The sequence below is a fragment of the Streptomyces sp. SM10 genome, assembly GCF_002910915.1.
GTDB lineage: Bacteria > Actinomycetota > Actinomycetes > Streptomycetales > Streptomycetaceae > Streptomyces.
In genome coordinates this window covers 108,782-132,141 of sequence record NZ_NEUF01000160.1, presented here as the reverse complement: position 1 = coordinate 132,141, position 23,360 = coordinate 108,782, and the positions used below count along the sequence as shown (strand labels likewise).

Here is a 23,360-nt window from a genome sequence, read left to right as displayed (position 1 = left end):
CGTTCCGTGACGACAGTGCGACGAGGAGGGGCGAGCGGCGGGGTGGGCCGGAACCAGTGGACCGGCTGCCGCGCGGCGCGCCGGACGGGTGAACCGGGCCGGGGGATATATCTGTATTCGGTGGCCTTTGCTCCGGACCCCCTGTCGTGATCGCGCTCATCGTCAGTCATTTCGTCCTGGCGGCCTGTGCGGGCCCGCTGGTGCGACGGCTCGGCAGGCTCGCCTTCCTCGTGCTCGCCCTGCCGCCGACGGCCGCCACGGTCTGGGCGGCCACCCGGTGGGAGGGCGCCGCCTCCGGGAAGTCGGTCACCTGGTCCTGGGAGTGGATCGGGACCTACGACGTGTCGGTCGCCCTGCGTCTGGACGCGCTCGCCGAGCTGATGGTGCTGCTCGCGGCCGGGGTCGGCATGCTCGTCCTGCTGTACTGCGCGTCCTACTTCACCGACGAGTCGCCCCAACTGGCCTCCTTCGCCGGGAATCTGCTGGCCTTCGCCGGCGCCATGCTCGCCCTCGTCCTCGCGGACGACCTGATCTCGCTCTACGTCTTCTGGGAGCTGACCACGGTCTTCTCCTACCTGCTGATCGGCCACACCAGCACCCGCAAACAGAACCGCCGCTCCGCCCTCCAGGCCCTGACGGTCACCACCCTGGGCGGCCTGGCCATGCTGGTCGGCTTCCTGATCCTCGGCCAGGCGGCGGGCACCTACCGGATCTCCGCGATCGTCGCCGAACCGCCGGAGCCCACCCTCGCGGTGTCGGTGGCCGTCGTCCTCGTCCTGTGCGGGGCGCTGTCCAAGTCGGCGATCTGGCCGTTCAGCCTCTGGCTCCCCAACGCCATGGCCGCGCCCACCCCCGTCAGCGCCTATCTGCACGCCGCGGCCATGGTCAAGGCCGGGGTCTATCTCGTGGCGCGGCTCGCTCCCGCCTTCGCCGACATCCCCGTCTGGCGGCCCGTCGTCCTGGTGCTGGGCGGAGCGACCATGCTCCTCGGAGGGTGGCGCGCCCTGCGTCTGAACGACCTCAAGCTCGTACTCGCCTACGGCACCGTCAGCCAGCTCGGCTTCCTCACCGTGCTCGCCGGAGCGGGAAGCCGGGACACCGCACTCGCCGCCGTCGCGATGATCCTCGGGCACGCCCTGTTCAAGGCCGCGCTGTTCCTCGTCACCGGCATCGTCGACCACGCGACGGGCACCCGTGATCTGCGCCGGCTCTCCGGCCTCGGCCGCGCCATGCCGTTGCTCTGCACCGTCGCGGTGCTGTCCGCCGCGTCCATGGCCGCCGTGCCGCCGCTCCTCGGTTTCGCGACGAAGGAGGCGGCCTTCGACGCGTTGCTGCGCGGCGACAGGGCGGACCGCTGGGCGCTGGCCGTCCTCGTCGTCGGCTCGGTGCTGACCGTCGCGTACACCCTGCGCTTCCTCTGGGGAGCGTTCGCCCGCAAGGCCGGTCTGGCCGACACCCCCGTCCACCGGGTCGGCGCCGGCCTCCTGGCCCCGCCCGCCGTGCTGGCCCTCGCCGGGCTGGTGCTCGGTCCCGGCGTCGGGTGGACGGACCGTCTGTTCGCCGCGTACGCGGACGCGTTCCCCGCGCCCGCCCACCCCTACCACCTCGCGCTCTGGCACGGCTTCGGGACGGTCCTGCTGCTCTCCGTCGCGGCCTGGGCGGGCGGTGCCGCGCTCTTCGCGGGGCGCACGGCGGTCACCCGGATCTCCCGGCGCATCGCCTGGCCGACCGCGGACAGCGTCTTCGGGCACCTCCTGCTCGGCCTGGAACGCGTCGCCCTGCAGGTCACCGGCTTCGTCCAGCGCGGCTCGCTCTCCGTCTACCTGGCCATCACCCTCCTGGTGACGCTCGTCGGCCAGCTGGCGGTCCTGTTCACCGACCGCCCCTGGGACGGAGCGGTCGCCCCCCGGGTGTGGGACGCCCCGCTCCAGGGCGCGGTCGCCGTGCTGACCTGCGCGGCAGCGCTCTCCTGCCTGACCGTCAGCCGCCGGATGAAGGCCGTCGTCCTGGCCGGTCTGACCGGGTACGGGACGGCCCTGCTCTTCGTCGTGCAGGGCGCACCCGACCTGGCGCTCACACAGTTCTGCGTCGAGACCGTGTCGATGATCGTCTTCGTGCTGGTCCTGCGCCGCATGCCCGTACGGTTCGAGGAGGCGATCGGCACCTGGCGGCGGGCGATGCGGATCCCGGTGGCGCTGGGCGCCGCGGCGACGGTGGGCGTGTCCGTGTGGGTGGCCGGCGCCGCGCGCATCGCCGAACCCGCCGGCGCCGCCATGGTCGAGGAGGTCGCCCACCACGGGCTCAAGGACGTCGTGGCCACCATCCTCGTCGACCTGCGCGCCTGGGACACGATGGGGGAGTCCGCCGTCCTGGCGGCGGCCGCGATCGGGGTGACCAGCCTCATCTACCTGCACCGGCGCAGCGAGACCTCCATGAACCGGGACGAGCTGCGGGGGGAGACCGCCTGGGTGCTGTCGAACGGGCGGCTGAACGGTCTTCCGCAGGGCGACGACACCGCACCCGAACGCGACTGGCTGGCCGCCGGATCCACCCTCGCGCCCGAACACCGCTCCGTCGTCTTCGAGGTGGTGGCCCGGCTGCTCTTCCACCCCATCCTGGTGCTCTCCCTGTACCTGCTGTTCTGCGCGGAGAACATGCCGGGCGGCGGCTTCGTGGCCGGGCTCGTCGCGGGACTCGCCCTCATCACCCGCTACCTGGCGGGCGGACGGTTCGAGCTCGCCGAGGCCGCGCCGCTGCAGCCCGGACTCTTCACGGGCCTCGGGCTGTTCGTGTCCACCGGGGTCGCCCTGGGCGGTCTCGCGGAGGGCACGGTGCTGCACGCCTGGACCCACTACGGGCACCTGCCCGTGTTCGGTGACTACCACCTGAGCACCTCGGTCCTCTTCGACTTCGGTGTCTACCTGCTGGTCCTGGGCGTGGTCCTGGACATCGTGCGGGCGCTGGGCGCCAAGGTCGACCGGCAGATCGAGCGGGCGGCGGGCGCTCTGGCCCCCGCGACGGACACCGGGACCGGGGAGCCGAGCCGATGATCATGAGCGTCTCCCTCCTCGCCACGGCGGTGGTCCTCTGCGCGGTCGGCGGCATGCTCATGCTGACCCGGCCGCTCACCCGCATCCTGCTCGGCGCGGTGATCGCGGGCAACGGCATCAATCTGCTGGTCCTCTCGTCGACGGGATCCGCCGGCGCGGCACCCCTGCTCTACGGCGCACCGCTCCGCCGCATCACCGACCCGCTGCCCCAGGCCATCGCCCTCACCGCCATCGTCATCACGCTCGCCACCACGGCGTTCCTGCTCGCCATGGCCTACCGCAGCTACCAGCTGACCGGCACGGACGAGGTCCACGACGACCTCGAGGACCGCCGCATCTTCCTCCGCGCCGAGGTGCTGGGGGAGCGGGCCGAACTCCGCGAGGAGTACCGGGCCGAGCCCGGCCGCACGCGGAAGGACCGTGCACGCTACCGCCAGGAGCACCGCCGGCTGCGCGGCCGGCTGCGCGCCGACCGGGCGCTGCAGGCCCGGGGGCGCGACGCCGGTGGCGACCTGTGGCACGACGTGCTGGGAGCCGACCCGGAGGACTACGTGGACCATCCCCCCGACAGCACCGGCCGCGGGCCCTCCGGCGCCCCTCCCGAGGGCCCCGTGGCACCCGGCCCCGACCGTGGAGCCGCCGGATGAACGCGCTCGTTCCGCTGCCCGTCCTCCTGCCGCTCTGCGCCACCGGGCTGAGCCTCGCCTTCGGTACCCGGCTCGCGCGCTTCCAGCGCGCCATCAGCGTCGCCGTCCTCACGGCCGTCCTCGGTCTTTCGGTGGCGCTGATGATCGCCGCCGACCGGCAGGGGCCCCTCTCCGTGGACCTCGGGGACTTCGCGCCGCCGCTCGGTATCACCCTGGTCGCCGACCGGCTCGCCGGGCTGATGCTGACCGTCTCCTCGGCCGTCACCCTCTGCGTCCTGGTCTACTCGCTCGGCCAGGGCATGGCGGACCGGGACAAGGAGACGCCCGTCGCCGTCTTCCACCCCGCCTACCTCATCCTGGTCTCCGGGGTCTCCCTCACCTTCGTCGCCGGCGACCTCGTCAACCTCTACGTCGGCTTCGAGATCATGCTGGTCGCCAGCTTCGTCCTGCTCACGCTCGGCGGGACCGGCCCCCGGATCCGCGCCGGATCCACGTACGTGATCATCTCCCTGTTCTCCTCGATGCTGTTCCTGACCGCGATCGCCATGACCTACGCGGCGGCCGGAACCGCCAACTTCGCCCAGCTCGCCCTCCGGCTCCCCGAACTCCCCCTCGGCGTACAGACCCTGATCCAGGCGATGCTGCTCACCGTCTTCGCCGTCAAGGCCGCCGTCTTCCCCCTCGCGGCCTGGCTGCCCGACTCCTACCCGACCGCTCCCGCCCCCGTCACCGCGGTCTTCGCCGGACTGCTGACCAAGGTCGGCATCTACTGCATGCTGCGGGTGGAGACCCTCCTGTTCCCGGGGAACCGGCTCGGCGATCTGCTCATGGCCGTCGCCCTCGCCTCGATGATCGTGGGCATCCTCGGTGCGGTCGCCCAGACGGACCTGAAGCGGCTGTTCTCGTTCACCCTCATCAGCCACATCGGCTACATGGTCTTCGGCATCGGCCTGGCCACGCGCGAGTCGTACGGTGGCGCGATCTTCTACGTCGCCCACCACATCACCGTGCAGACCACGCTCTTCCTCGTCGCGGGGCTCATCGAACGACGGGGCGGCACCAACGAGCTCACCCGGCTCGGCGGACTGGCCAGAGCGGCTCCGCTGCTCGCGGTGCTCTTCTTCGTCCCCGCGATGAACTTCGCCGGGATCCCCCCGCTCTCCGGTTTCATCGGCAAGCTCGGCCTCATGCGCGCCGGTGTCGCGGACGGGAGCGCGTGGGCCTGGGTCCTCGTCGCCGGGGCGACCGTGACGAGCCTGCTCACCCTGTACGTGATGGCCAAGATCTGGAATCTGGCCTTCTGGCGTGCCGCGCCACCGGGCCAGGCCGCCTACGGCACGGTCCTGGAGGCCGCCGACGACAGTGACGACGACGACGCCGACACCGGACCCGACAAGATCCCGGGGACGGGCGACGAAGGTGTCGTCCCGGCAGGGAGACCGTCCGGGACCAGCGTCGCCGCCACCCTGCAGGGGCGGACCGTCACCACCTCGGTCCGTCCGCCACCGGCCATGACCGCCGCCACCGCGGCCGCCGTCCTGCTCGGGCTCGCCTTCACCGTCCTCGCCGGGCCCCTGACGGCCTTCACCGACCGATCCGCGGCCGAACTCATCGCCCGCCGGCCCTATGTGGAGGAGGTGCTCGGCCCGTGAGGCGCCTGATCACCCTGTCGCACCGCAATTCCGACCTGCCCCCGTACAGCGTCCAGTTCGCCGGCCGCCGGCGCCGGGTGCTCGATCTACCGCTGATCGCCTGGCTCACCCTGATCTGGGTCCTGCTCTGGTCCACCCTGAGCTGGGCCAACGTCATCACCGGCGCGGCCGTCGCGGTCGTCGTCTGCCTGGCGTTCCCGCTGCCCCAGGTCGACCTGGGGCTGCGGCTGCACCCCTGGGGCATCGTCCGGCTCGCCGGCTACCTGCTCTACGACATGTACACCTCGGGGGTGAAGGTCACCCGGCAGATCTTCGCCGACCGGCCGCACCGGCCCGCCGTCATCGGCGTCCCCCTGCGCTGCCGCAGCGATCTCATGCTCGCCGCGACCGCCGTCACCGTGTCCAACGTGCCGGGCGGATCCGTCGTCGAGGTGCGCAGGGCCACGGCCACACTCTTCCTGCACGTCCTGGACGCGGACCGGCCCGAGCAGCTCGAAGCGGCCCGGAGCTCGGTCTGGAGGCTCGAGGAGCTGACGGTACGGGCGTTCGGCACCCAGGACGAGATCGCCCGGGTGTCCGGGCCGCCGCCCGACTTCGCGACCGGCGGCGGGGAGGAGGGGACATGAGCGGTCCCGAGACCGTCGACCGGGTGCTGATGACCGCCGCCGTGGTGCTCATCGTCGTCGCCGGAGCGCTGCTGCTCGTCCGCATCAGCCGGGGGCCGTCGATGCTGGACCGGGCCATCGCGCTCGATGTCTGCGCCGCCGTGATCATCGCGGGCCTCGGCGCCAAGTCCGCCTTCGCGCGGGACTCGTTCTACTTCCCGATCATGCTGGTTCTCGCGTTCCTCGGCTTCACCGGGTCGGTCGGCATCGCCCGCTTCATCGCCGTGCGCGACAAGCCGCTGTCGCGCCGGAGGCCGGCCGGCGAGGAGGGACGGAAATGACCGTCTGGGTGCAGGTCACGGACACGGCCGGGGCGGTCCTCGTGTTCCTCGGTGCGGCGATCTGCCTCCTGGGCGTGGTCGGCATGTTGAAGCTGCCCGACGTCCTGTCGCGCAGCCACGCGGCGACCAAGCCGCAGACCCTGGGACTGCTGCTGGTGCTGGCGGGAGTCGCGCTGAGGCTGCGCGGCGGCATGGACCTGGCGACCCTGGCCCTCATCGGCTTCTTCCAGCTGATGACGGGCCCGGTGGCGGCCCACCTCGTGGCACGGTCGGCCTACCGGACCGGGCAGATCGAGCGCGGCGAGCTGCTCTTCGACGACCTGGACGCCCAGCTGACCGAGCCGGAACCGGAGCGGGGGACGGAACAGCGGCCGGATCCGGGCACCGGGCAGGGCCGATCCCCCGAGGCCGGGCCGTGAAGTGCCCCGTATCCGCCCCGCGCTCCCGCGTGGTCTGCGATGATGCGGCCGGGAACCACCGGGCGCTGGGGGGCGTATGTCGGGTACGGGTACGGTGCTGCGCGAATTGCGCGGCGCACAGAAGTCGTCCAAGGGTGTGTCGCTCTACTCGAGGTACGTGAACCGGCCCGCCGGGCGTCTGCTCGCGGCGGGCGCGTACCGGGTGGGGCTGACGCCCAATCAAGTCACTCTGCTGAGCGCGGCGTTCACCTTCGCGTCGATCGCCGCCGTGGCGCTCGTCGAACCGTCCTGGTGGCTCGGGGTGCTCGTCTACGCGGGTCTGGCCGTCGGCTTCGCCTTCGACTCGGCAGACGGGCAGCTCGCCCGGCTGACCGGGCGGGGCGGGCCGGACGGTGAATGGCTCGATCATGTCGTGGACTGCGCGAAGATGGTCCTGGTCCACAGCGCCGTCCTGATCTCGTTCTTCCGCTTCGACGGACTGCCCGCCGAGGGCTGGCTGCTGCTGCCGCTCGGCTTCCTCTTCGTCGCCGTGCTCACCTTCTGCGCGGGGCTGCTGCGGGAGCAGCTCGGCAAGGCGGCGGCCCGCGCCGCGCCGGTGGCCGAGGGCCCCCCGGCCCCGGTCTCCCGGCTCCGTGCCGTCGCACTGCTGCCCGCGGACTACGGGGTCTTCTGCCTGGTCTTCCTGCTGCTCGGCGCACCCGGAGCCTTCCGGGCCGGGTACGCCGTGCTCGCGGCCGTGCACGCCCTCTTCCTCGTGGCGTTCCTCGCCAAGTGGTTCAGGGAGCTGAGAGCGCTCCGGGCCGGCTGACGAGCACGTCCAGCGCCCTGCGCAGCTGGGTGCTGGACGTGTGCACGGTGTACGGGAAGTAGACGACCTCCACGCCGACCTCGGCGAAGTCCCGCTCCAGGCGTTCGCCCTTCTCCGTGCCCCGCCAGTCGTCGCCCTTGAAGATGACGTCGAAGCGGACCTGCTGCCAGGTCTCGACCTTGTCCGGAACCGTCTCCACGAACGCCGCGTCCACGTAGCGCACGCTCCGCACGATCTCCAGCCGCTCGCGCAACGGGATCACCGGCTTGTGGCCCTTGGCCAGCGCTGCCATCTCGTCGGAGACGACCCCGGCCACCAGGTAGTCGCACTGGCTGCGGGCATGCCGCAGGATGTTCAGGTGGCCGACGTGGAACAGGTCGTACACCCCCGGTGCGTAACCGACTCTGTGCTGCACCATCCGTTCTCTCCCCCCACGGTGGAACTGGTGCAACGACCTTACTGTGAAGAACACTTGTGCAACCCGTGAACGGATAAGCTCAAGGAAGAGGCTGTTCCGGGGGGAAGGCGATCATCCGTTGTCCGCTGCTGAGCATCAGAAGCTGTTCGAGAACCGCAGACTTCTCGTGGTCTCCACCAACTACGCCCCCGAGCTGACGGGCATCGGGCCGTACGCCACCCAGCTCGCCGAGCACTGGGCGGCGTCGGGGGCCAGGACCGAGGTCCTGACCGGCATGCCGCACTACCCCGCCTGGCGGGTGGACGAGCGGTACCGGGGTGCGTGGCGGAGGGTGGAGAGCCGCGAGGGCGTGCGCGTGCACCGGCGCCGCCATTACGTACCACCCCGTCAGACCGCGCTGCGCAGAGGTGCGTTCGAGGCCTCCGTGCTCGCCCACGGCATCCTCGCCCCGCCCTCCGGACGCCCCGACGCCGTGATCTCCCAGATGCCGAGCCTCGCGGGCGGTGTGATCGCCGCCCGGCTGGCGCACCGCCACCGCGTCCCCCACATACCCGTCGTCCAGGACCTGATGGGCGCCGCCGCCGCGCAGAGCGGCATCCGCGGGGGAGGCAGGGCGGCGGCCGTCGCCGCCCGGGCCGAGCGGTACGCACTGCGCGGAGCGGCCCTCGTCGGTGTCATCCACGAGAGCTTCGTGGAAGGCGTCACCGCCCTCGGGGTGGACCCCGGGCGCATCCGTGTGGTCCCCAACTGGACGCATGTGGAAGGACCTTCGGCCGACCGCGCCGCCACCCGCGCGCGCCTCGGCTGGAAGGAGGAGACCCCCGTGCTGCTCCACTCCGGGAACATGGGGCTGAAGCAGGGACTCGACGTCCTCGTCGACCTGGCGCGGCTGGCCCCCGACATCCGGGTCGTCCTCATGGGCGACGGCAACCAGCGTGACGGGCTGCGCGAACGGGCCGCGGGGCTGCCCAACCTCGACTTCCTCCCGCCGGCGGGCGCGGACGGCTTCACCGACGTGCTCGCCGCCGCCGACGTGCTCGCGGTGACGCAGCGGGCCTCCGTGCTGGACATGAGCGTGCCGTCCAAGCTCACCTCGTACTTCGTCACCGGACGCCCCGTCGTCGCCTCGGTCGCCGGCGAGGGCGGCACCGCCGACGAGGTGCGCCGCTCGGGGGCGGGAGTCCTGGTGGCGCCCGAGGACCCCGCCGCGCTCCTCGCCGCCGTACGCGGACTGGCCGCCGATCCGCCGGCGGCGGAGGCGCTGGGATCCCACGGGCCGAGGTACGTCGCACAGCACCTGAGCAGGGAGGCGGGTCTCGCCCGCTTCGACGCCCTGCTCGCCGAGGCCCTGGGGGACGCGGGAGCGGGAACCGCGCGAGCCGGGGACACACAAGGGGGAGCGCGCCGATGACACATCCGATCCGCCCGGCGGACGACCACGACGAACCGGCGCTGCTGCGGGACCAGTTCCGCCAGCTCCTGCGCTACCGCGCCCTGCTCGTCGTCGGCGTCGTCGTGGGCCTGCTCGGCGGGGGCTTCCTCGCGCTCAGCGGTGACGACACCTACGCGGCCACCGGAGAGGTGCAGGTACGTTCCGCCACCTCCGACCCGTTCGCCACCGGTGCCTCCGCGGACAAGGGCATCAACATCGGCTCCGAGCGGCAGACCGCGGTCAGTGACACCGTCGGTGACCTGGCCGCCGCCACCCTGCTCAAGGAGGGCGACGACGTCACCGCGCGGAAGCTCCTCATGGGCCTCCAGGTGACCAACCCGCCCAACACCCTGACCCTGCGTTTCTCCTACACGGGGGACACCCCGGAGCAGGCCAGATCCCGCGCAGAAGCCCTGGCCAATGCCTACCTCGCGCACCGGAAGGCGCGTACCGAGGAGAGCATCGACAACATGGCCAACGGCTACCGCGCCCAGCTGAAACCGCTGGAGGAGAAGCGCGACCTGCTGGAGGAGCGGACCGGCGTCGATGCCGCGGACGACGTCAGCAGCGCCCGCGCCAACATCATCGTCTCCATCTCCGAACTGAGCCGGAAGATCTCCGAACTGGGGGCACTCGACACCACTCCCGGCTACCTCAACAAGAAGCCCGTCGCCCCCACCGAGCCCAGCGGCGCAGGGCTCCCGCTGCTCCTCGGGCTCGGCGCGGTCGTCGGCCTTGCCCTCGGGCTGCTGCTGTCCTGGGTGCGCCTCGTCTTCGACCCCGCCGTGCGCTCCCCCCGCGAGCTGGTGCGCTCGCTCGGTGCGCCGCTGCTCGGCACCCTGCCGAGGGAGCGCACGGCAGCAGGGGCTCTGCTCGCCATCGGACGAAGCGGGTCGCGGCTGGCCGAGGAGTACCGTGCGGTCGCCTTCCGGCTCGCCTACGACCCCTCGTTCGCCGAGCGGCGCCGTCTCCTGGTGACCGCGCCACGCGGGGACAACGCCGCCGCGTCCGCCGCTGCGGCCAACCTGGCCGCCGCCTTCGCCGAGATGGGGCGCGAGGTCCTGCTCGTCGAGGCCGACCTGCGCACCCCGTCCCTCGCCCGTGACCTGGGCCCGGCGGCCCACGAGGTCAGGCCGCCGCGCTGGGCCGCCGATGAGGGCGACCGCAGCTGGCCGGCCGGCGGCCGCTCCAACGTGGACGTGCCCGGCTCCGGGGCCTTCGCCCTGGTGGCCGGGGCCACCGCGGACAACGTGCCACGCGCCCTGACCTCCGCGTCCGTCGGCCGCATCGTCGCCGAGGCCGACCGGCCGGGCGCCGTGGTCATCGTCCTCGCCCCGCCGGTGTTGTCGTACGCCGATGCCGTGGCCCTCGTGGACCGGGTCGAGGGCGTCATGATCGTCTGTGACCCCCGTGAGGTGCACCGCAGCGACCTGGAACGCATCCGCGAGATCATCGGCGCCTCCGGAGGGTCGGTGCTCGGCGCCCTGCTCCACCCGGGGCGCGGCCGGTTCCGCCGCGCCGAGCGCGCGCCCAGGTCCTCCCGCAGGCGTACCGGCGGAGGACCGGACGGACCCCCCGCGGGTCCGGACGCGCCGGCGCCCGGTGGGGACCCGGCCGAGACGATGGGACTGCGCTCCGTCACCCTTCCGGGGGCGCGCCGGTGAGAGCCCGCACCGCGATCGTCGCTTCGGTCGCGGACCAGGGGGTGGCGGCCCTGACCAACATCCTGGTGCTGGTGGCCGCCGCACGGCTGACCACCGTGACCGACTTCGCGCGCTTCTCCGCCGTCTACCTCGTCTTCACGGTGCTGCTGGGCGCCGGCGGCGCCTACACCGGCCAGCCACTGGTGCTTCGGCGCGGTGGCGGAGAGGACGCCCGGGGGGCCTGCCGCTCGGCCGCCGTGTTCACCGTCGCGGCGTCGGCGGTCCTCGGCGCACTGATGGCCGGCGTCTGCGTCCTCGTCCCCGGGGACACCGCACGCGCCCTGACCGTACTCGGACTCGTCCTGCCGGTGGTGCTCGGGCAGGACGCCCTGCGCTACGCCTTCTCCACCCTCCAGCGGCCCCATCTCGCTCTGGGTTCGGACCTGGTGAGACTGGTCTGCGCACTCGGCGCACTGTCCGCCCAGGGGTACGGGACCGGCCCCGCCCGGCTGGTCGCCGTGTGGGGGCTGTCCGCCCTCCCCGCACTCCTGCTCTCCGCCCTCCTGCTGCACCGCGCGACCAGCGGAACGCCGGTACGGTTGCGCCCCATGCTGAGCCGGGGCTACCTGGGGCAGCGCTTCGTCGTCGAGTTCGGCGTGGGCAACGCGACCGGCCAGCTGTCGGTGCTCGGCCTCGGCGCCGTGGCCGATCCGCTCCTGGTCGGCGCGCTGCGCGGGGCGACCACCCTCTTCGGACCGCTCAACGTGCTGTTCACCTCCGCCACCTCCTTCGGCCCGCCGCTGCTCGGCCGCATCACCGGCGAGCGGCGCCGGGTCCGTGCCACCGCGGCGCTCGCCGCCGTACTCGCCGGCACCGCCGCCCTCTGGGCCACGGCGCTGGTGCTGCTCCCCGACCGGGCGGGCCGCGAACTCCTCGGCGACACCTGGCCGGTGGCATCGGCGCTCCTTCCGGCGACCGGCAGCCAGTACGCCGCCATGGCCGCCGGGACCTGCGGACTGCTCGCCCTGCGCATGCTCGACCCGCGTACGACGCTGAGCATCCAGGTGGTCTTCTCGCTGACCGCCGTCGTCTTCATGGCCGGCGGTTACGCCCTGGGCGGGGTGCCCGGTGCGGCCTGGGGGCTGTGCCTCGGTTCGGTCTGCAAGGCCGTCGCCACCTGGACCCGGGTCGTGCGACTGCGGCGCCGGAGCCCCGCGGCGGGTGAGGTGCTCAGCGCCGACGCGCTGCCCTCTGCTCCCTGAACGTCGTGATCAGCACGAGGCAGAGCGCTCCGATGGCCAGCTTCCCCGCCGCCTGGAGCAGCGGACCACGCAGCAGGATGAAGGTGTACCCCGCGATCAGCGGCGCTGCGATCGCGAGGGTGCTCCCCGGGCCGGGGCCCGCCCGGGTGACGGCCCGGGCGTACCTGCGGTCGGTGCGCGCCGACACGTATCCGATCAGCGCGAGACCGCCGATGATTCCCGAGGCGCCGAAGTCGACCCAGAACTCGGTCCACAGCGGAGCCGAGAGGTTGGTCATCCGCAGGCCCATCCACTGCCCGACCCGGACCCCGGTGTCCTCCGGCTTGCCGCTCCACAGCGCTCGGGGCACGAAGAACAGCCCGGATCCCGCCAGTTGGCGACCGTAGGTATGGCCCCGGGTGTCGACCCACGAGATGGTGTTGGCGAACATCACCATCTGGTCGTAGTCCTTGGTCACCAGCGGGTCGAAGACCGAGGCCGACTGCACCGCCCGCTGTCCCCCCTCCTCGTACCGGAACCTGTCCGCGTACGGGAACAGCACCAGCGCCCCCACCACTCCCGTCGTCAGCACCGTCCGGTAGACCGCCGCACTGCTCGGAAAGGCGGCGAACAGCAGCGACACCACGACGGTCAGGAACCAGTAACGGGCGTTGGAGATGGGGTTGTTCACCAGGAGGTTCAGGCCCGACAGCGCCACCCACACCAGCACCGTCGAGGGCGAGCGCCGCGCCCTGCGCGAGGTCGCCAGACGGCGGGTGTAGAAGAGCAGCGCCAACAGCGCCGGGACCTGGCCGAAGCCCTTGATGAACGCCGAGCCCACGTTGGACCCCTCCGCGGTCACTCCGCTCGCCGCGACGGTCTCGTTGATCTCCTGCCGGCTGGTGAAGAAGACCGCGGGCCCGCCGAGCTTCAGCACGTAGAACGCGCTCGCCGTGAACGCCAGCAGCACCAGTAGTCGAAGCCGCACCGGATGCGCCACGGCGGGCCCCCCGCCCGGGCCGCGCGCGGAGGGGGTGCGCCGGCGCAGCGGGCGCCGCGAGGCCAGCAGCGCCCCCAGGTCGTAGGCGGCGCACCCCACCAGGACCATCGCGATGGCCGTGACCAGGTCCTGGCGGGGCCCCACCATCGGCGTCGGCGTCTGCCCGATCACCACCTGGGCGAAGGGGGCCACGCCCATCGCGATGTACACGAACATCCAGAAGACGCCCTGGAGCAGCCGCCGCCGGGTGGAGAGGATCATCGTCGCCAGCCGGGCCCCCGCATAGCAGGTCAGCACCAGTTGCAGCCAGTACGCCGTGTCCCGGACCCCGTCGCCGGGCTGGGCGGCGATCACCGCGGGCAGGAAGCAGACCAGGCCGAGGATGAGCGGTATGGAGAGCGTGCGCGACAGCATCGACCAGGCGATCGGCCGCTCCGGGGGCTCGGCCCCGGGGCGCGGAGCACCCTTTCGGGCGGGCGCGGCTCCCACCGTCTCGTGCACGGACGTCATGACCCCCCGATCACCGGCCCTCAGGGGCCCGTTCGCCGGCCTCGTGGCCCGCGAACACTCTAACGAATCCGCCCACATGAGGTGATGGGATGACTAGTCTGTGAACGGTCTGCCGAGATCAAGGGGAACTCTCGTGAAAATCCTGCATGTTGTCACGCTCCACACTCCGGACCACGCCTTCGGCGGTCCGACCCGGGTGGCGTTCAACCTCTCCAAGGTCCAGCGGGAACACGGCGACGACGCGCGCGTCATGGCCCTCGGCGACGGCTTCCCCGACGGTGAACTCCCCAAGCAGGTGGAGGGAGTTCCGGTACACCTCTTCCAGGCCAGGCACCTGCTCCCGATGTTCGAGGTCAGCGGGATCACCTCCGCCGGGCTGCTGAACACCGCCCGCCGCATGATGCGGGGTGCCGATCTCGTCCACGTCCATCTGATGCGGGACCTGGTGACCCTGCCCGTGGCGCTGCTCGCGCTGGCGACCCGTACGCCCCTGGTCGTCCAGACCCACGGCATGATCGACCCCACCGAGAAGAAGGTCGCCCAGCTCACCGACGTCCTCGGGGTCCGCAAGGTGCTGCGTGAGGCGGACGCGGTCCTGCATCTGACCGAGATGGAGCGCCTCGACGTGAACGCCGTCGCCGCCCCCGTCCCGCTCACCCGCACCGTCCGGCTGGTCAACGGGGTCCGCCCGCAGGAGCGCAAGCCCGCCCGCGAGCCCGGCCGTCCGCCCACCGTGCTGTACCTCGCCCGGATCCAGGAGCGCAAGCGGCCCGAGGACTTCGTCGGGGCGATGCCGCACATCCTCGCCCGCCACCCGGACGCCCGCTTCGTCATGGCCGGGCCGGACACCGGCGCGCTGTCCGGCACCCTCGCGCTGGCCCGGAAGCTGGGGGTGGCCGAATCCCTGGACCATGTCGGTCCGTTGGAGCACGACGACGTCCTGGCCGCCGACCGCGAGGCGGACGTGTATGTGCTGCCGGCGATCGAGGAGCCGTTCCCGGTCTCGGTGCTGGAAGCGATGTCGGTCGGGACCCCGGTCGTCATCACCCGCACCTGCGGGCAGGCCCCCGATGTGGCGGGGGCGGGATCGGGCCGGGTGATCGACAGCAAGGTCGGCGAGGACGCCGCCAACGCACGGAAGGTCGCCGACGCCGTCCTGGAGCTCCTGGAGCCGGAGGCGGGCGACCGGGCGGGCAAGGCCGCGTGGGAGCTGGTCAACGAGCAGTTCACCATCGAGGCGGTCACCCGAACCCTCCGGCAGACCTACGAGGACGTGGTCCGCCGGAGGGCCTGATGGCTCAACCGGTCCTGTCCTCTCGCGACTTCAGTGCGATCTGCCAGCGGTAGAAGCTCATGGCGAGCGCGAAGTCCAGTCCCGCGCGCCCGTCCAGGAAGCCCCGCCGGTAGACGTACATGTAGGCGAAGGACACCAGCGGCTTGAACGGCGCCTTGTGGAAGAGCTGTCCCTGACGGGACTTCACCTTCCGCACCTGTTCCTTGACGTCGGGGTGGTGCTCCAGCCACGCCTCCCAGTCCGAGTAGCGGTTGTGCCGCTCGAACCAGGCCGTGACCGGATCCAGGTCCTGGTGCTCGATCGGGTTGCTCAGCGCCTCGGCGGTGGCCGCGACCGGCTGGTAGTGCCCCTCGACCTCGCCGATACCCGGTGCCGCGAGATCGCCGACCTCCGGGTAGTGGCTGCGGGTCCGGTCGGTCAGCGACCGCTTGCGGATGGTGTAGCCGTGCCGCAGCCGCTTCCCCGAGAACCAGTACCCCAGGGGGATGTCGTACGCCGCCGGCTTCGGGCTCTCCGGGTCGGAGAAGATCCGCCGCAGCTCCGCCAGCAGTCCGGGGCTGAGCCGCTCGTCACCGTCGAGCAGCAGGATCCAGTCCAGATCCGTGCGGACGTTCTCCAGGCACCACTGCTTCTTGCGCGGGTGCCCTCCGTCCCAGGTGTACGTGACGACTTCGGCCCCGCACTCCTCGGCGATCTTCGCCGTGTCGTCGGTGCTGTGGGAGTCCACCACGACGACCGCCTCGAAATGGCCCAGGACCGACTTCACCGCCTCGGCGATGTTCAGGCCCTCGTTCTTCGTGGGGATCGCCACGGCGATGGGCAGCTTGTTCATCCGTTGTCTCCTTGGGGCAGCCAGGCGTAGCAGCCTGTGGAGGTGAAGGCGCGCGCGGACTCCGGGACGGTGATCGACACCCGCTTGCCGGTGTCCGAGGAGCCCGATAGCAGCGCCTTGCCCTTCTCTCCCGTCACCTGCCAGCTGCAGGCCTTGGTGGGCGAGGCGGCCGTGTACCGGCCCGGCCGGACCTTCGCGCCCTCGTGGGTGCCGTCGGCGTAGCCGCGTGCGGCCTCGTCGACGAGGTCCTGGTTCTGGGGGCAGAGGTGGGCCACGGCCGGCTCCGCGTCCGCGATCTCGCCGGAGACGATCGCCCCGACGGCGATCTCCCGGTCGGCCTTGACCAGGTAGCGGAGCCTGTCACAGGTCTCCTGCCCCGTCTGGAGCACCGCGGCCGGATCCATACCCTTGGGTACGCGGTCGGTGAGGTACTCCTTCTGCTTCTTCGTGAAGGAGCCGGTGGCCGGGGTGATGTCCCCGGCGGGAGCCTTCGGGGCGGCACTGGGCTTCTGGGGCTGCGGTGTCCGTGAACCGGCCGCCGGACCGGCGACGGAGGGCGCGGGGGAGGACGCCGCGGACGGCTTGCCGCCCGCGGTCTCCTCCTTGCCTCCGTCGCCGGACCCGCCGGACGAGCCGCAGCCGGCCAGCACCGCCGTCGCGAGAGCGACGGCGGCACCGGCCAGGAACGGATATCTCATTCAGCCGTCCTCAGGGCGTAGTGCGCGCTGACCGTGGAAGCGCTCAGCGCGGTCGGGTACACGGCGGTCTCGTCGATCTGACCGGCGAAGAAGTTGCTCGTCGGGCGGTTCGGCCAGCTGGCCAGGTTGTCGCCGCCGACCCGCCAGTACCCGGGGTAGTTCTCGTTGGAGGTGTAGAGGAAGTTCGACGCCCGCAGCTGCCCGTCGACGTACAGCGCCATGCCACCGGTGCCCTGGGTGGCGACGACGTGGTGCCAGTTGCCGTCGTTGTAGGCCCCGGTCGTGGTGACCGTGCGGTAGCCGCCGCTGTAGATGCCGAAGACCAGCCGCCCGTTGTTGGCCATGTACACCTGCTTGTCGTAGCGGGTGCTGTTCTGCATGCTCAGGTTGCCGAACCCGATGACCTTGCCGCCCCTGGTGGTGGTGGTCTTGATCCAGGTCTCCACGGAGAAGCGGGTGGGCTGGGTGTGGCGCTTGTTGCTGTACGCGTACTCGCTCGCGCCGTCGAAGCCGATGGCGGTCGAGCTCCCCGCGATCGCGGCCGGGGTCTGCCGGTAGGCGGGCGCGTTGCGCAGGAACCCGTTGTCCAGCCCGCCCGTGGTGTCCGCCGCGAAGGTCGAGGTGCCCTCGTCGTAACGCCAGTACAGCGAGGCGCCGTCGGACAGCACCCTCGCCGGGTAGGCCTGCGTGGAGGCGGCCACCGTCGCGGACTGGGCCGGCGACTTGGCACTGGTGTTGGTGCCGTCGCTCGCCGTGATGCGGTACGAGTGGGTCTCGCCCACCGCCACATCGGTGTCCGTCCACTTCAGCTGCGGGCGGTCCCAGAACAGCGAGTAGCCGGTGACGGTGTGGACGGGCGTGCTCGCACCGTCCTTGTAGATCCGGTAGGTGAGCTCACCGTCGTCGGTGTCGAAGCTGGTCTGCCAGTTGACGTCGATCTGTCCCGGGGTGACCGTGGAGAGACTGACGTTGGGCACCCAGGGCGCACCGGTGTCCGGACCGTCCGCGAACCGGGTCAGCCCCTGCTGACCCCCGCCGTTGACGGTGGTGAACTCCCCGCCGACCCACAGGTAGTGGCGGCCGCCCTTGTCGGTCTGCGTCATCACCCGGGGCCCGACCGGCTCGCCGATGCCGTCGTTCGTGTCGGGGAACCAGGGCAGGAGCGTCGGGTCGTCGACGGACTGGGCCAGCAGGTGCCTGCGCGGCTGGTCCGCGAAGCCGCCCATGCTGGAGCAGTCGTGTGCGTGGCTGCCGCTGTACAGCACGCCCGAGTGCACCAGGACGGCCTGCGTGGCGCCCAGGCACGTGTCCCGCCAGCGCTGCTGGTAGTCGTCCAGGTCGATGGCGATCCGGCCGTCGAACACCCCGCCGCCGGTGCCCTCGTTGGCGGTGTAGAGCCCGGTCGCGTCCGTCGTGAGGTCCTGCACCGTCGAGGTGTTCGGGATGAAGCCCGGGTAGCTCCTGGTGAGCGCGCCCGTGGTGGCGTCCACCACGGCCAGCGCGTGCGAGGTCGTGCCGTTGACGGTGAAGAAGTCTCCGCCGAGCGCCACGTGCTGCCCGTCGGGGGTCACCTGGACCGCCCGTGCCACCTCGTCGGCGTTCGCCGTCCACGGCAGCAGGTCCGCGCCCGTGGTCACGGCGGCGAAACTGCTCCTCGTCCGGCCGCCCACGCTGGTGAAGTCACCGGCCAGGTAGACGGTGTCCGCGGTCACGTCCAGGGCCCGCACCGTCGCCGACACGGAGATCTTGAAGTCCTGGCGCGGTGTGCAGGTGGCGGTGTCGACGGCCACGATGTTGCTGACGCCGACCCCGTTCACCGCGCCGAACCTCCCGCCCGCGTACAGGGTCTCCCCGTCGGGGGAGAGCGCGAGGGCCCGTACGGTCGCCGTCCCGGAGGACAGCGTGAACGAGAGGTCGCACCCGGTGGGCACGCCCGTCGCCGCGTCGAACGCGGCGAAGTTGACCGCGGGCTCCTCCGAGGTCCCGGCCGCCGCGTCAGGCGGCCGGACGGTGGAGAAGGTGCCGCCCGCGTAGACGACTCCGTCCGTCGCGGCCATCGACCAGACGATGCCGTTGGTCTGCCAGGTGGTGAGGTCGTCGGCCGTGAGGGATACCGGAGGTGTCAGCGCCGCTGCCGGGGAGGCCCCGGCAACGGTCGCGGTCAGGGCTCCGGCGAACAGGCAGAGTGCGGTGGATGCGGCCCGCAGACGGCCGCTTCCTCCAGATCTCCGCCCCGTGCTTGCGTTCATCATTCATCTCCGAAGGTGAGGACGAGCTGCGGCCGGAAGGCCGCCGTTGCCTCGCTCGACCAGATGCGGAGACTGTCCGTCCCGCTGCCGGTCAGGGCGAGTGAGGTGGCGGAGCCGAGGGCCCCGCCCAGTGGCGACGCGTTCAGTTCCGCCGCATAGCCGGTGGAGACGGAGGTCGCGCCGCTGATGGTCCCCGGCACGGACGTGGAGAGCGTCGGCCGGGTGTCGTAGGTGACCGTCGATTCGGTCCACGTGCCGGTGACCGGCACGATGCTGTGGCTCTCGGCCGACCCCGCCGTCGAGTCCGACGAGGTACGGAAGGTGAGCCGCGCGCTCCTGAGCAGACCCGCGCCGAGTGCGAGGACCGAGGCGAACACGCCGCCCCGGGTCCGTCTGAGACGTCCGGGTCCTCTCATCGATCCACCCGGACCGCGGACCCCGTGAGCTGGTCGCTCAGCAGCCGGATGTCGGCGTCCACCATGATCCGGGCCAGCTCGCGCGACTTCACCTCCGGCTTCCAGCCGAGGAGTTCCTCCGCCTTGGACGCGTCACCGATCAGCGCGTCCACCTCGCTGGGGCGCTCGTACTTCGGGTCGTAGCGGACGTGCTCCGCCCAGTCGAGGCCCGCGTGCTCGAAGGCGTACTCCAGGAACTGCCGGACACTTACCCCCTCGCCGGTGGCCACCACGAAGTCGTCTGGGGTGTCGCACTGGAGCATCCGCCACATCGCCTCCACGTACTCCGGTGCGTACCCCCAGTCGCGTACGGCGTCGAGGTTGCCCAGATGCAGCCGGTCCTGCAGGCCGGCCTTGATCCTCGCCACCCCGCGGGTGATCTTGCGGGTCACGAAGGTCTCGCCGCGGCGCGGGGACTCGTGGTTGAAGAGGATGCCGTTCGTGGCGAACATCCCGTATGCCTCACGGTAGTTGACCGTCGCCCAGTACGCGTAGACCTTGGCCACGCTGTAGGGGCTGCGCGGGTGGAACGGGGTCTTCTCGTTCTGCGGGGGAGGGCTCGCGCCGAACATCTCGGACGACGACGCCTGGTAGACCCGGGTCTCGATCCCGCTGGCCCGCACCGCCTCCAGCAGCCGCACGGTTCCGAGCCCCGTGACGTCACCGGTGTACAGCGGGGCGTCGAAGGAGACCCGGACATGGGACTGGGCACCGAGGTTGTAGACCTCGTCGGGCTGGATGTCGCGCAGCAGGTTCACCAGCGCGACGCCGTCGGAGAGGTCGGCGTGATGGAGCACGAAGGAACGATTCGCTTCCTCGGGCCCCTGGTAGATGTGGTCGATCCGCTCGGTGTTGAAGCTCGACGAACGGCGTATCAGCCCGTGGACCGTGTACCCCTTCTCGAGCAGCAGCTCCGACAGATACGAGCCGTCCTGTCCGGTCACGCCGGTGATGAGTGCGGTTTTTGCCATGACTCCCCCCTTCTCTGGTCGCCCGTGGGGCGATTGGTTCACCGAAATAGCTTGATCTGAGCGGAATGCGGCAAAGGGTCACCCGGGCGGTGCGCTGCTGGCAGAATCCGAGCCATGACGACTGAACTGCCCGGCCCGCCCCGGGAATCCGCCCGCCCTCTGCTGCGCCCCGGCGCCCGGATATTCGTCGCGGGCCACCGAGGCCTCGTCGGCTCGGCACTCGCGCGCCGTCTCACCGCCGACGGCCACGAGGTGATCACCCGCGGCCGTGGCGAGCTCGATCTGCGCGAGGCCTCGCCGACCGAGGCGTTCCTGCGTGACGCCCGCCCGGACGCGGTCGTACTGGCCGCCGCCAAGGTGGGCGGGATCATGGCCAACAGCACCAGTCCCGTGCAGTTCCTGGAGGACAACCTCCGCATCCAGCTCGCCGTGATCGCGGGCGCCCACGCGGCCGGGGTCCAGCGGCTGCTCTTCCTCGGCTCGTCGTGCATCTATCCCAAGCACGCCCCCCAGCCCATCCCCGAGGAGGCGCTGCTCACCGGCCCGCTCGAGCCGACCAACGAGGCCTATGCGCTCGCCAAGATCGCCGGCATCGTGCAGGTCCAGTCCTACCGCCGGCAGTACGGCGCCTCGTACATCAGTGCCATGCCCACCAACCTCTACGGCCCCGGGGACAACTTCGACCTGGAGACCTCGCACGTACTGCCCGCCCTGATCCGCCGCTTCCACGAGGCGAAGCGGGACGGCGCGGACGAGGTCACCCTGTGGGGTTCCGGCAGTCCCCGCCGCGAATTCCTCCACGTCGACGACCTCGCCGCGGCCTGTGTGCGGCTGCTGGAGGCCTACGACGGCGACGCACCCGTCAACGTGGGCTGCGGCGAGGACCTCACGATCCGCGAACTCGCCGAGACGGTAAGTGAGGTGACGGAGTATCAAGGGCGCATCGTCTGGGACACCTCGAAGCCCGACGGCACCCCGCGCAAGCTCCTGGACGTGTCCCGGCTCTCCTCCCTCGGCTTCAAGCCGCAGATCCCCCTGCGGGACGGCATCGCCCGCACCTACGCCTGGTGGCTCGGCCGGCAGGCCCCCCGGGACTGACCGGCCGGCCGGGCGGCCGCGGTGCGCCCTGAATCCGTGCACGCGACCCCCCTCGTGTCCCCCCACCGCGTCTCAGTACGCCCCGCGGCCGTCGGTGACGGCGCGCACCGTACGGGCGAGGAGCCCCATGTCCGTGGCCACCGACCAGTTGTCGACGTACCAGAGGTCCAGCGACACCGTCTCCTGCCAGGACAGGTCCGACCGCCCGCTGACCTGCCACAGACCGGTCAGGCCCGGCCGGACCGCCAGCCGTCGCAGCTCCCGCTCGTCGTAGCTCGACACCTCCTCCGGCAGCGGTGGACGTGGACCTACCAGGGACATGTCACCCCGCAACACGTTGAGGAGCTGCGGGAGCTCGTCCACGGACGTCCGGCGCAGAGCGTGGCCGATCCGGGTCACCCGCGGGTCGCGGCGCATCTTGAACATCGGACCCTCGCTCTCGTTCGCCGCCGAGAGCTGCTCCCTGCGGGCCTCCGCGTCGGCCACCATCGTGCGGAACTTCCACATGGTGAAGGGCCTGTTGTGCCGCCCGTGACGGGTCTGGCGGTGGAACACCGGACCGGGTGAGGAGAGCCGTACGGCCAGGGCCACCCCGAAGAACAGCGGTGCGAGCACCAGCAGTCCCAGCGCCGCACCGGCCCGGTCCACCACCGCTTTGAGCGCGGCCTGCGGGCCGTGCCGCAGCGGCGGCGCGACATGCAGCAGCGTCAGCCCGGCGGCGGAGGCGGGCCGCACCCGGGTCGCGGCGATGCCCGAGAGGTCGGAGAGCACACAGAGTGCCAGTCCGCCGTCGTGCAGGCCCCAGGCCAGCCGGCGCAGGCGGTCCTCGTCGAGCTGCGGACCGGGAGCGACGAGGACCAGGTCCGCGTCATGGGCGAAGGCCCCGCCGAGCACCGTGGACACGTCGTCGTCGGCCGGTTCGGGGGCCAGCCGCCCCGGAACCGGTGTCCCGCAGTCCGGAGCCTCCGGCCCCACCGGGACCGCGGCCACCGCCCTGTACGGGTGATCCGTGCGGGAGTTGAGCAGATTCACCGCACGGTCCAGGCCGGCCGCGCCGCCGACGACCAGGACCCGGCGTCCCCCTCGGGGCCCCCCGCCCGCACGCCACCGGGCCACGGCCCCGGCGAGGACCGCCAGGGCCAGACCGGGCACCAGCGCCGCGACGGCGGTCGCCGGGTCGAGGCCCCCGCCCGTCACGGCCACGAGCACGGCCAGCACCCCGGTGAGCGCCAGCCAGTCGCCGACGGGTGCGTGGGACGCCCCGGCAGCCTCCCCCGGCAGCCGGTGCGCGTACCGGCCGCGCACCGCGCGCACTCCGGTCCACACCAGGGCCGCCGCTGCCGCGGCGGTCAGCGGGCCCGGCTGGTCACCGGCGCGCAGGACGAGCCAGGCCGGAACCCCCAGGCCCAGCAGATCGGTCAGGACGAGGAAGGGCACACGCGGAACGGGCGATTTCCTCGCCCGCGGTCTCTCCGCGTGATCGCGCTCGACAGTGGTCGGGGCTCGCCACAACTGCTGCGGAGCCACCGTGTGGTTCCCGGACCCGGCGGTACGCGGTCGTGGTGCTCCCGCGAGCCCGACGGGCCCGGATATATCCGATTCAGGTATTTCGACATGCCCCATGAACCCCCCAGCCACAGTTGCATCCCCACAAACGGGGCGCATCCGCCGATCCCATGGACTGACGGATGCGCCCTCGCTCGTGCACGATATCCACACACGTGCCATTTCGCTGGAGTTCTCGTGAAGTTCAGACACGGCGGGCGATGTGATCCGCGTCGCCCTCTCCGGCCGTCTCCAAGGGGTCCCGCCCAAAGTAGAGGTGTGGAACCGCTTTCCGAGGAACAGACCGGCCGACTCGTCCGGATCGTGACGGATCTGGCCCGGCAGGGACGTACGGAGGAGCTCCTGGAGCTCTTCGAGTCGACCACTTCTCTGGAACGGTTCTCATTGTGGACCGGTGGGAGAGCTGGTGGGTGTCGCGCTGCCGGACGTCA

The 23,360-nt window shown here is 71.8% G+C and carries 20 protein-coding genes; 12 read left to right on the top strand and 8 right to left on the bottom strand.

All coding sequences use genetic code 11. The features are described 5' to 3' along the window. Positions 1 to 146: 146 nt before the first annotated feature. From B9S57_RS26205 to B9S57_RS26175, 7 genes are all read left to right on the top strand, one after another. Complete coding sequence (locus B9S57_RS26205; protein WP_103759677.1) at positions 147 to 3,050, top strand: Na+/H+ antiporter subunit A; 2,904 nt, start codon at positions 147 to 149, stop codon at positions 3,048 to 3,050. Next, positions 3,047 to 3,697, top strand: a complete 651-nt coding sequence (locus B9S57_RS26200) for a Na(+)/H(+) antiporter subunit C (RefSeq protein WP_258036618.1) — start codon at positions 3,047 to 3,049, stop codon at positions 3,695 to 3,697. The genes B9S57_RS26205 and B9S57_RS26200 overlap by 4 nt, the downstream gene beginning before the upstream one ends. Further along, on the top strand, positions 3,694 to 5,349 hold the full coding sequence (locus B9S57_RS26195) for a Na+/H+ antiporter subunit D (protein WP_103759676.1): 1,656 nt from the start codon (positions 3,694 to 3,696) through the stop codon (positions 5,347 to 5,349). The genes B9S57_RS26200 and B9S57_RS26195 overlap by 4 nt, the downstream gene beginning before the upstream one ends. After that, entirely contained in the window at positions 5,346 to 5,975 is a 630-nt protein-coding gene (locus tag B9S57_RS26190) for a Na+/H+ antiporter subunit E (RefSeq protein WP_103759675.1), read from the top strand. Before B9S57_RS26195 ends, B9S57_RS26190 begins: the two co-directional genes overlap by 4 nt. Continuing rightward, positions 5,972 to 6,295, top strand: coding sequence for a monovalent cation/H+ antiporter complex subunit F (locus tag B9S57_RS26185; RefSeq protein ID WP_103759674.1), 324 nt, complete (start codon positions 5,972 to 5,974; stop codon positions 6,293 to 6,295). The genes B9S57_RS26190 and B9S57_RS26185 overlap by 4 nt, the downstream gene beginning before the upstream one ends. After that, a complete protein-coding gene (gene mnhG, locus B9S57_RS26180) occupies positions 6,292 to 6,714 on the top strand; it encodes a monovalent cation/H(+) antiporter subunit G (RefSeq protein WP_103759673.1) in 423 nt (140 codons plus the stop codon). Before B9S57_RS26185 ends, mnhG begins: the two co-directional genes overlap by 4 nt. Before the next feature lie 76 nt (positions 6,715 to 6,790). Then, a complete protein-coding gene (locus B9S57_RS26175; RefSeq protein WP_103759672.1) occupies positions 6,791 to 7,522 on the top strand; it encodes a CDP-alcohol phosphatidyltransferase family protein in 732 nt (243 codons plus the stop codon). Here B9S57_RS26175 and B9S57_RS26170 read toward each other — a convergent pair. Next, the gene (locus B9S57_RS26170; protein WP_103759671.1) at positions 7,491 to 7,940 is read right to left on the bottom strand and encodes an adenylyltransferase/cytidyltransferase family protein; all 450 of its coding nucleotides are present in this window, start codon (positions 7,938 to 7,940) and stop codon (positions 7,491 to 7,493) included. The genes B9S57_RS26175 and B9S57_RS26170 overlap by 32 nt on opposite strands. 166 nt (positions 7,941 to 8,106) lie before the next feature. Between B9S57_RS26170 and B9S57_RS26165 the strand changes: the two genes are divergently transcribed. The 3 genes from B9S57_RS26165 to B9S57_RS26155 are packed head-to-tail and all read left to right on the top strand — an operon-like array spanning position 8,107 to position 12,277. Then, positions 8,107 to 9,351, top strand: a complete 1,245-nt coding sequence (locus tag B9S57_RS26165; protein WP_103759786.1) for a glycosyltransferase — start codon at positions 8,107 to 8,109, stop codon at positions 9,349 to 9,351. Further along, entirely contained in the window at positions 9,348 to 11,036 is a 1,689-nt protein-coding gene (locus tag B9S57_RS26160; protein ID WP_103759670.1) for a lipopolysaccharide biosynthesis protein, read from the top strand. Before B9S57_RS26165 ends, B9S57_RS26160 begins: the two co-directional genes overlap by 4 nt. Continuing rightward, positions 11,033 to 12,277, top strand: a complete 1,245-nt coding sequence (locus B9S57_RS26155) for a hypothetical protein (RefSeq protein WP_103759669.1) — start codon at positions 11,033 to 11,035, stop codon at positions 12,275 to 12,277. The genes B9S57_RS26160 and B9S57_RS26155 overlap by 4 nt, the downstream gene beginning before the upstream one ends. On the opposite strand, the gene B9S57_RS26150 is transcribed toward B9S57_RS26155, so the two are convergent. Continuing rightward, complete coding sequence (locus tag B9S57_RS26150) at positions 12,246 to 13,766, bottom strand: hypothetical protein (RefSeq protein ID WP_258036616.1); 1,521 nt, start codon at positions 13,764 to 13,766, stop codon at positions 12,246 to 12,248. The genes B9S57_RS26155 and B9S57_RS26150 overlap by 32 nt on opposite strands. A 133-nt stretch (positions 13,767 to 13,899) precedes the next feature. Here B9S57_RS26150 and B9S57_RS26145 point away from each other — a divergent pair, with 133 nt between their 5' ends. Further along, positions 13,900 to 15,060 (top strand): glycosyltransferase, encoded by a 1,161-nt coding sequence (locus B9S57_RS26145; RefSeq protein ID WP_103759668.1) that lies wholly within the window; start codon positions 13,900 to 13,902, stop codon positions 15,058 to 15,060. A 4-nt stretch (positions 15,061 to 15,064) separates the two neighbouring features. Here the strand turns inward: B9S57_RS26145 and B9S57_RS26140 are convergent, their stop codons facing one another. The 5 genes from B9S57_RS26140 to gmd are packed head-to-tail and all read right to left on the bottom strand — an operon-like array spanning position 15,065 to position 20,265. Next, the gene (locus tag B9S57_RS26140) at positions 15,065 to 15,892 is read right to left on the bottom strand and encodes a glycosyltransferase family 2 protein (RefSeq protein WP_103759667.1); all 828 of its coding nucleotides are present in this window, start codon (positions 15,890 to 15,892) and stop codon (positions 15,065 to 15,067) included. Next, positions 15,889 to 16,590: a hypothetical protein gene (locus B9S57_RS26135; protein ID WP_103759666.1), complete on the bottom strand. Its 702-nt coding sequence runs from the start codon at positions 16,588 to 16,590 to the stop codon at positions 15,889 to 15,891. The genes B9S57_RS26140 and B9S57_RS26135 overlap by 4 nt, the downstream gene beginning before the upstream one ends. Next, positions 16,587 to 18,842 carry a LamG domain-containing protein gene (locus B9S57_RS26130; protein WP_103759665.1) on the bottom strand — a complete coding sequence of 752 codons (2,256 nt, stop codon included), beginning with the start codon at positions 18,840 to 18,842 and terminating at the stop codon, positions 16,587 to 16,589. The genes B9S57_RS26135 and B9S57_RS26130 overlap by 4 nt, the downstream gene beginning before the upstream one ends. Beyond that, on the bottom strand, positions 18,839 to 19,216 hold the full coding sequence (locus B9S57_RS26125) for a DNRLRE domain-containing protein (RefSeq protein WP_258036615.1): 378 nt from the start codon (positions 19,214 to 19,216) through the stop codon (positions 18,839 to 18,841). The genes B9S57_RS26130 and B9S57_RS26125 overlap by 4 nt, the downstream gene beginning before the upstream one ends. Positions 19,217 to 19,251: 35 nt before the next feature. After that, positions 19,252 to 20,265 carry a GDP-mannose 4,6-dehydratase gene (gene gmd / locus B9S57_RS26120; RefSeq protein WP_103759664.1) on the bottom strand — a complete coding sequence of 338 codons (1,014 nt, stop codon included), beginning with the start codon at positions 20,263 to 20,265 and terminating at the stop codon, positions 19,252 to 19,254. A gap of 114 nt (positions 20,266 to 20,379) precedes the next feature. On the opposite strand from gmd, the gene B9S57_RS26115 reads away from it, so the two are divergent. Next, positions 20,380 to 21,363, top strand: coding sequence for a GDP-L-fucose synthase (locus tag B9S57_RS26115; protein ID WP_103759663.1), 984 nt, complete (start codon positions 20,380 to 20,382; stop codon positions 21,361 to 21,363). 72 nt (positions 21,364 to 21,435) lie between these two features. On the opposite strand, the gene B9S57_RS26110 is transcribed toward B9S57_RS26115, so the two are convergent. Next, on the bottom strand, positions 21,436 to 22,986 hold the full coding sequence (locus tag B9S57_RS26110) for a sugar transferase (protein WP_181011473.1): 1,551 nt from the start codon (positions 22,984 to 22,986) through the stop codon (positions 21,436 to 21,438). Positions 22,987 to 23,360 lie beyond the last annotated feature (374 nt).

Excerpts from the sequence above, each read along its gene's own strand:
- B9S57_RS26200 (WP_258036618.1), top strand. The coding sequence starts at position 3,047 with ATGATCATGAGCGTCTCCCTCCTCGCCACGGCGGTGGTCCTCTGCGCG.
- B9S57_RS26195 (WP_103759676.1), top strand. The coding sequence starts at position 3,694 with ATGAACGCGCTCGTTCCGCTGCCCGTCCTCCTGCCGCTCTGCGCCACC.
- B9S57_RS26185 (WP_103759674.1), top strand. The coding sequence starts at position 5,972 with ATGAGCGGTCCCGAGACCGTCGACCGGGTGCTGATGACCGCCGCCGTG.
- mnhG (WP_103759673.1), top strand. The coding sequence starts at position 6,292 with ATGACCGTCTGGGTGCAGGTCACGGACACGGCCGGGGCGGTCCTCGTG.
- B9S57_RS26175 (WP_103759672.1), top strand. The coding sequence starts at position 6,791 with ATGTCGGGTACGGGTACGGTGCTGCGCGAATTGCGCGGCGCACAGAAG.
- B9S57_RS26170 (WP_103759671.1), bottom strand. The coding sequence starts at position 7,940 with ATGGTGCAGCACAGAGTCGGTTACGCACCGGGGGTGTACGACCTGTTC.
- B9S57_RS26160 (WP_103759670.1), top strand. The coding sequence starts at position 9,348 with ATGACACATCCGATCCGCCCGGCGGACGACCACGACGAACCGGCGCTG.
- B9S57_RS26150 (WP_258036616.1), bottom strand. The coding sequence starts at position 13,766 with ATGACGTCCGTGCACGAGACGGTGGGAGCCGCGCCCGCCCGAAAGGGT.
- B9S57_RS26140 (WP_103759667.1), bottom strand. The coding sequence starts at position 15,892 with ATGAACAAGCTGCCCATCGCCGTGGCGATCCCCACGAAGAACGAGGGC.
- B9S57_RS26135 (WP_103759666.1), bottom strand. The coding sequence starts at position 16,590 with ATGAGATATCCGTTCCTGGCCGGTGCCGCCGTCGCTCTCGCGACGGCG.
- B9S57_RS26130 (WP_103759665.1), bottom strand. The coding sequence starts at position 18,842 with ATGATGAACGCAAGCACGGGGCGGAGATCTGGAGGAAGCGGCCGTCTG.
- gmd (WP_103759664.1), bottom strand. The coding sequence starts at position 20,265 with ATGGCAAAAACCGCACTCATCACCGGCGTGACCGGACAGGACGGCTCG.
- B9S57_RS26115 (WP_103759663.1), top strand. The coding sequence starts at position 20,380 with ATGACGACTGAACTGCCCGGCCCGCCCCGGGAATCCGCCCGCCCTCTG.
- B9S57_RS26110 (WP_181011473.1), bottom strand. The coding sequence starts at position 22,986 with ATGGGGCATGTCGAAATACCTGAATCGGATATATCCGGGCCCGTCGGG.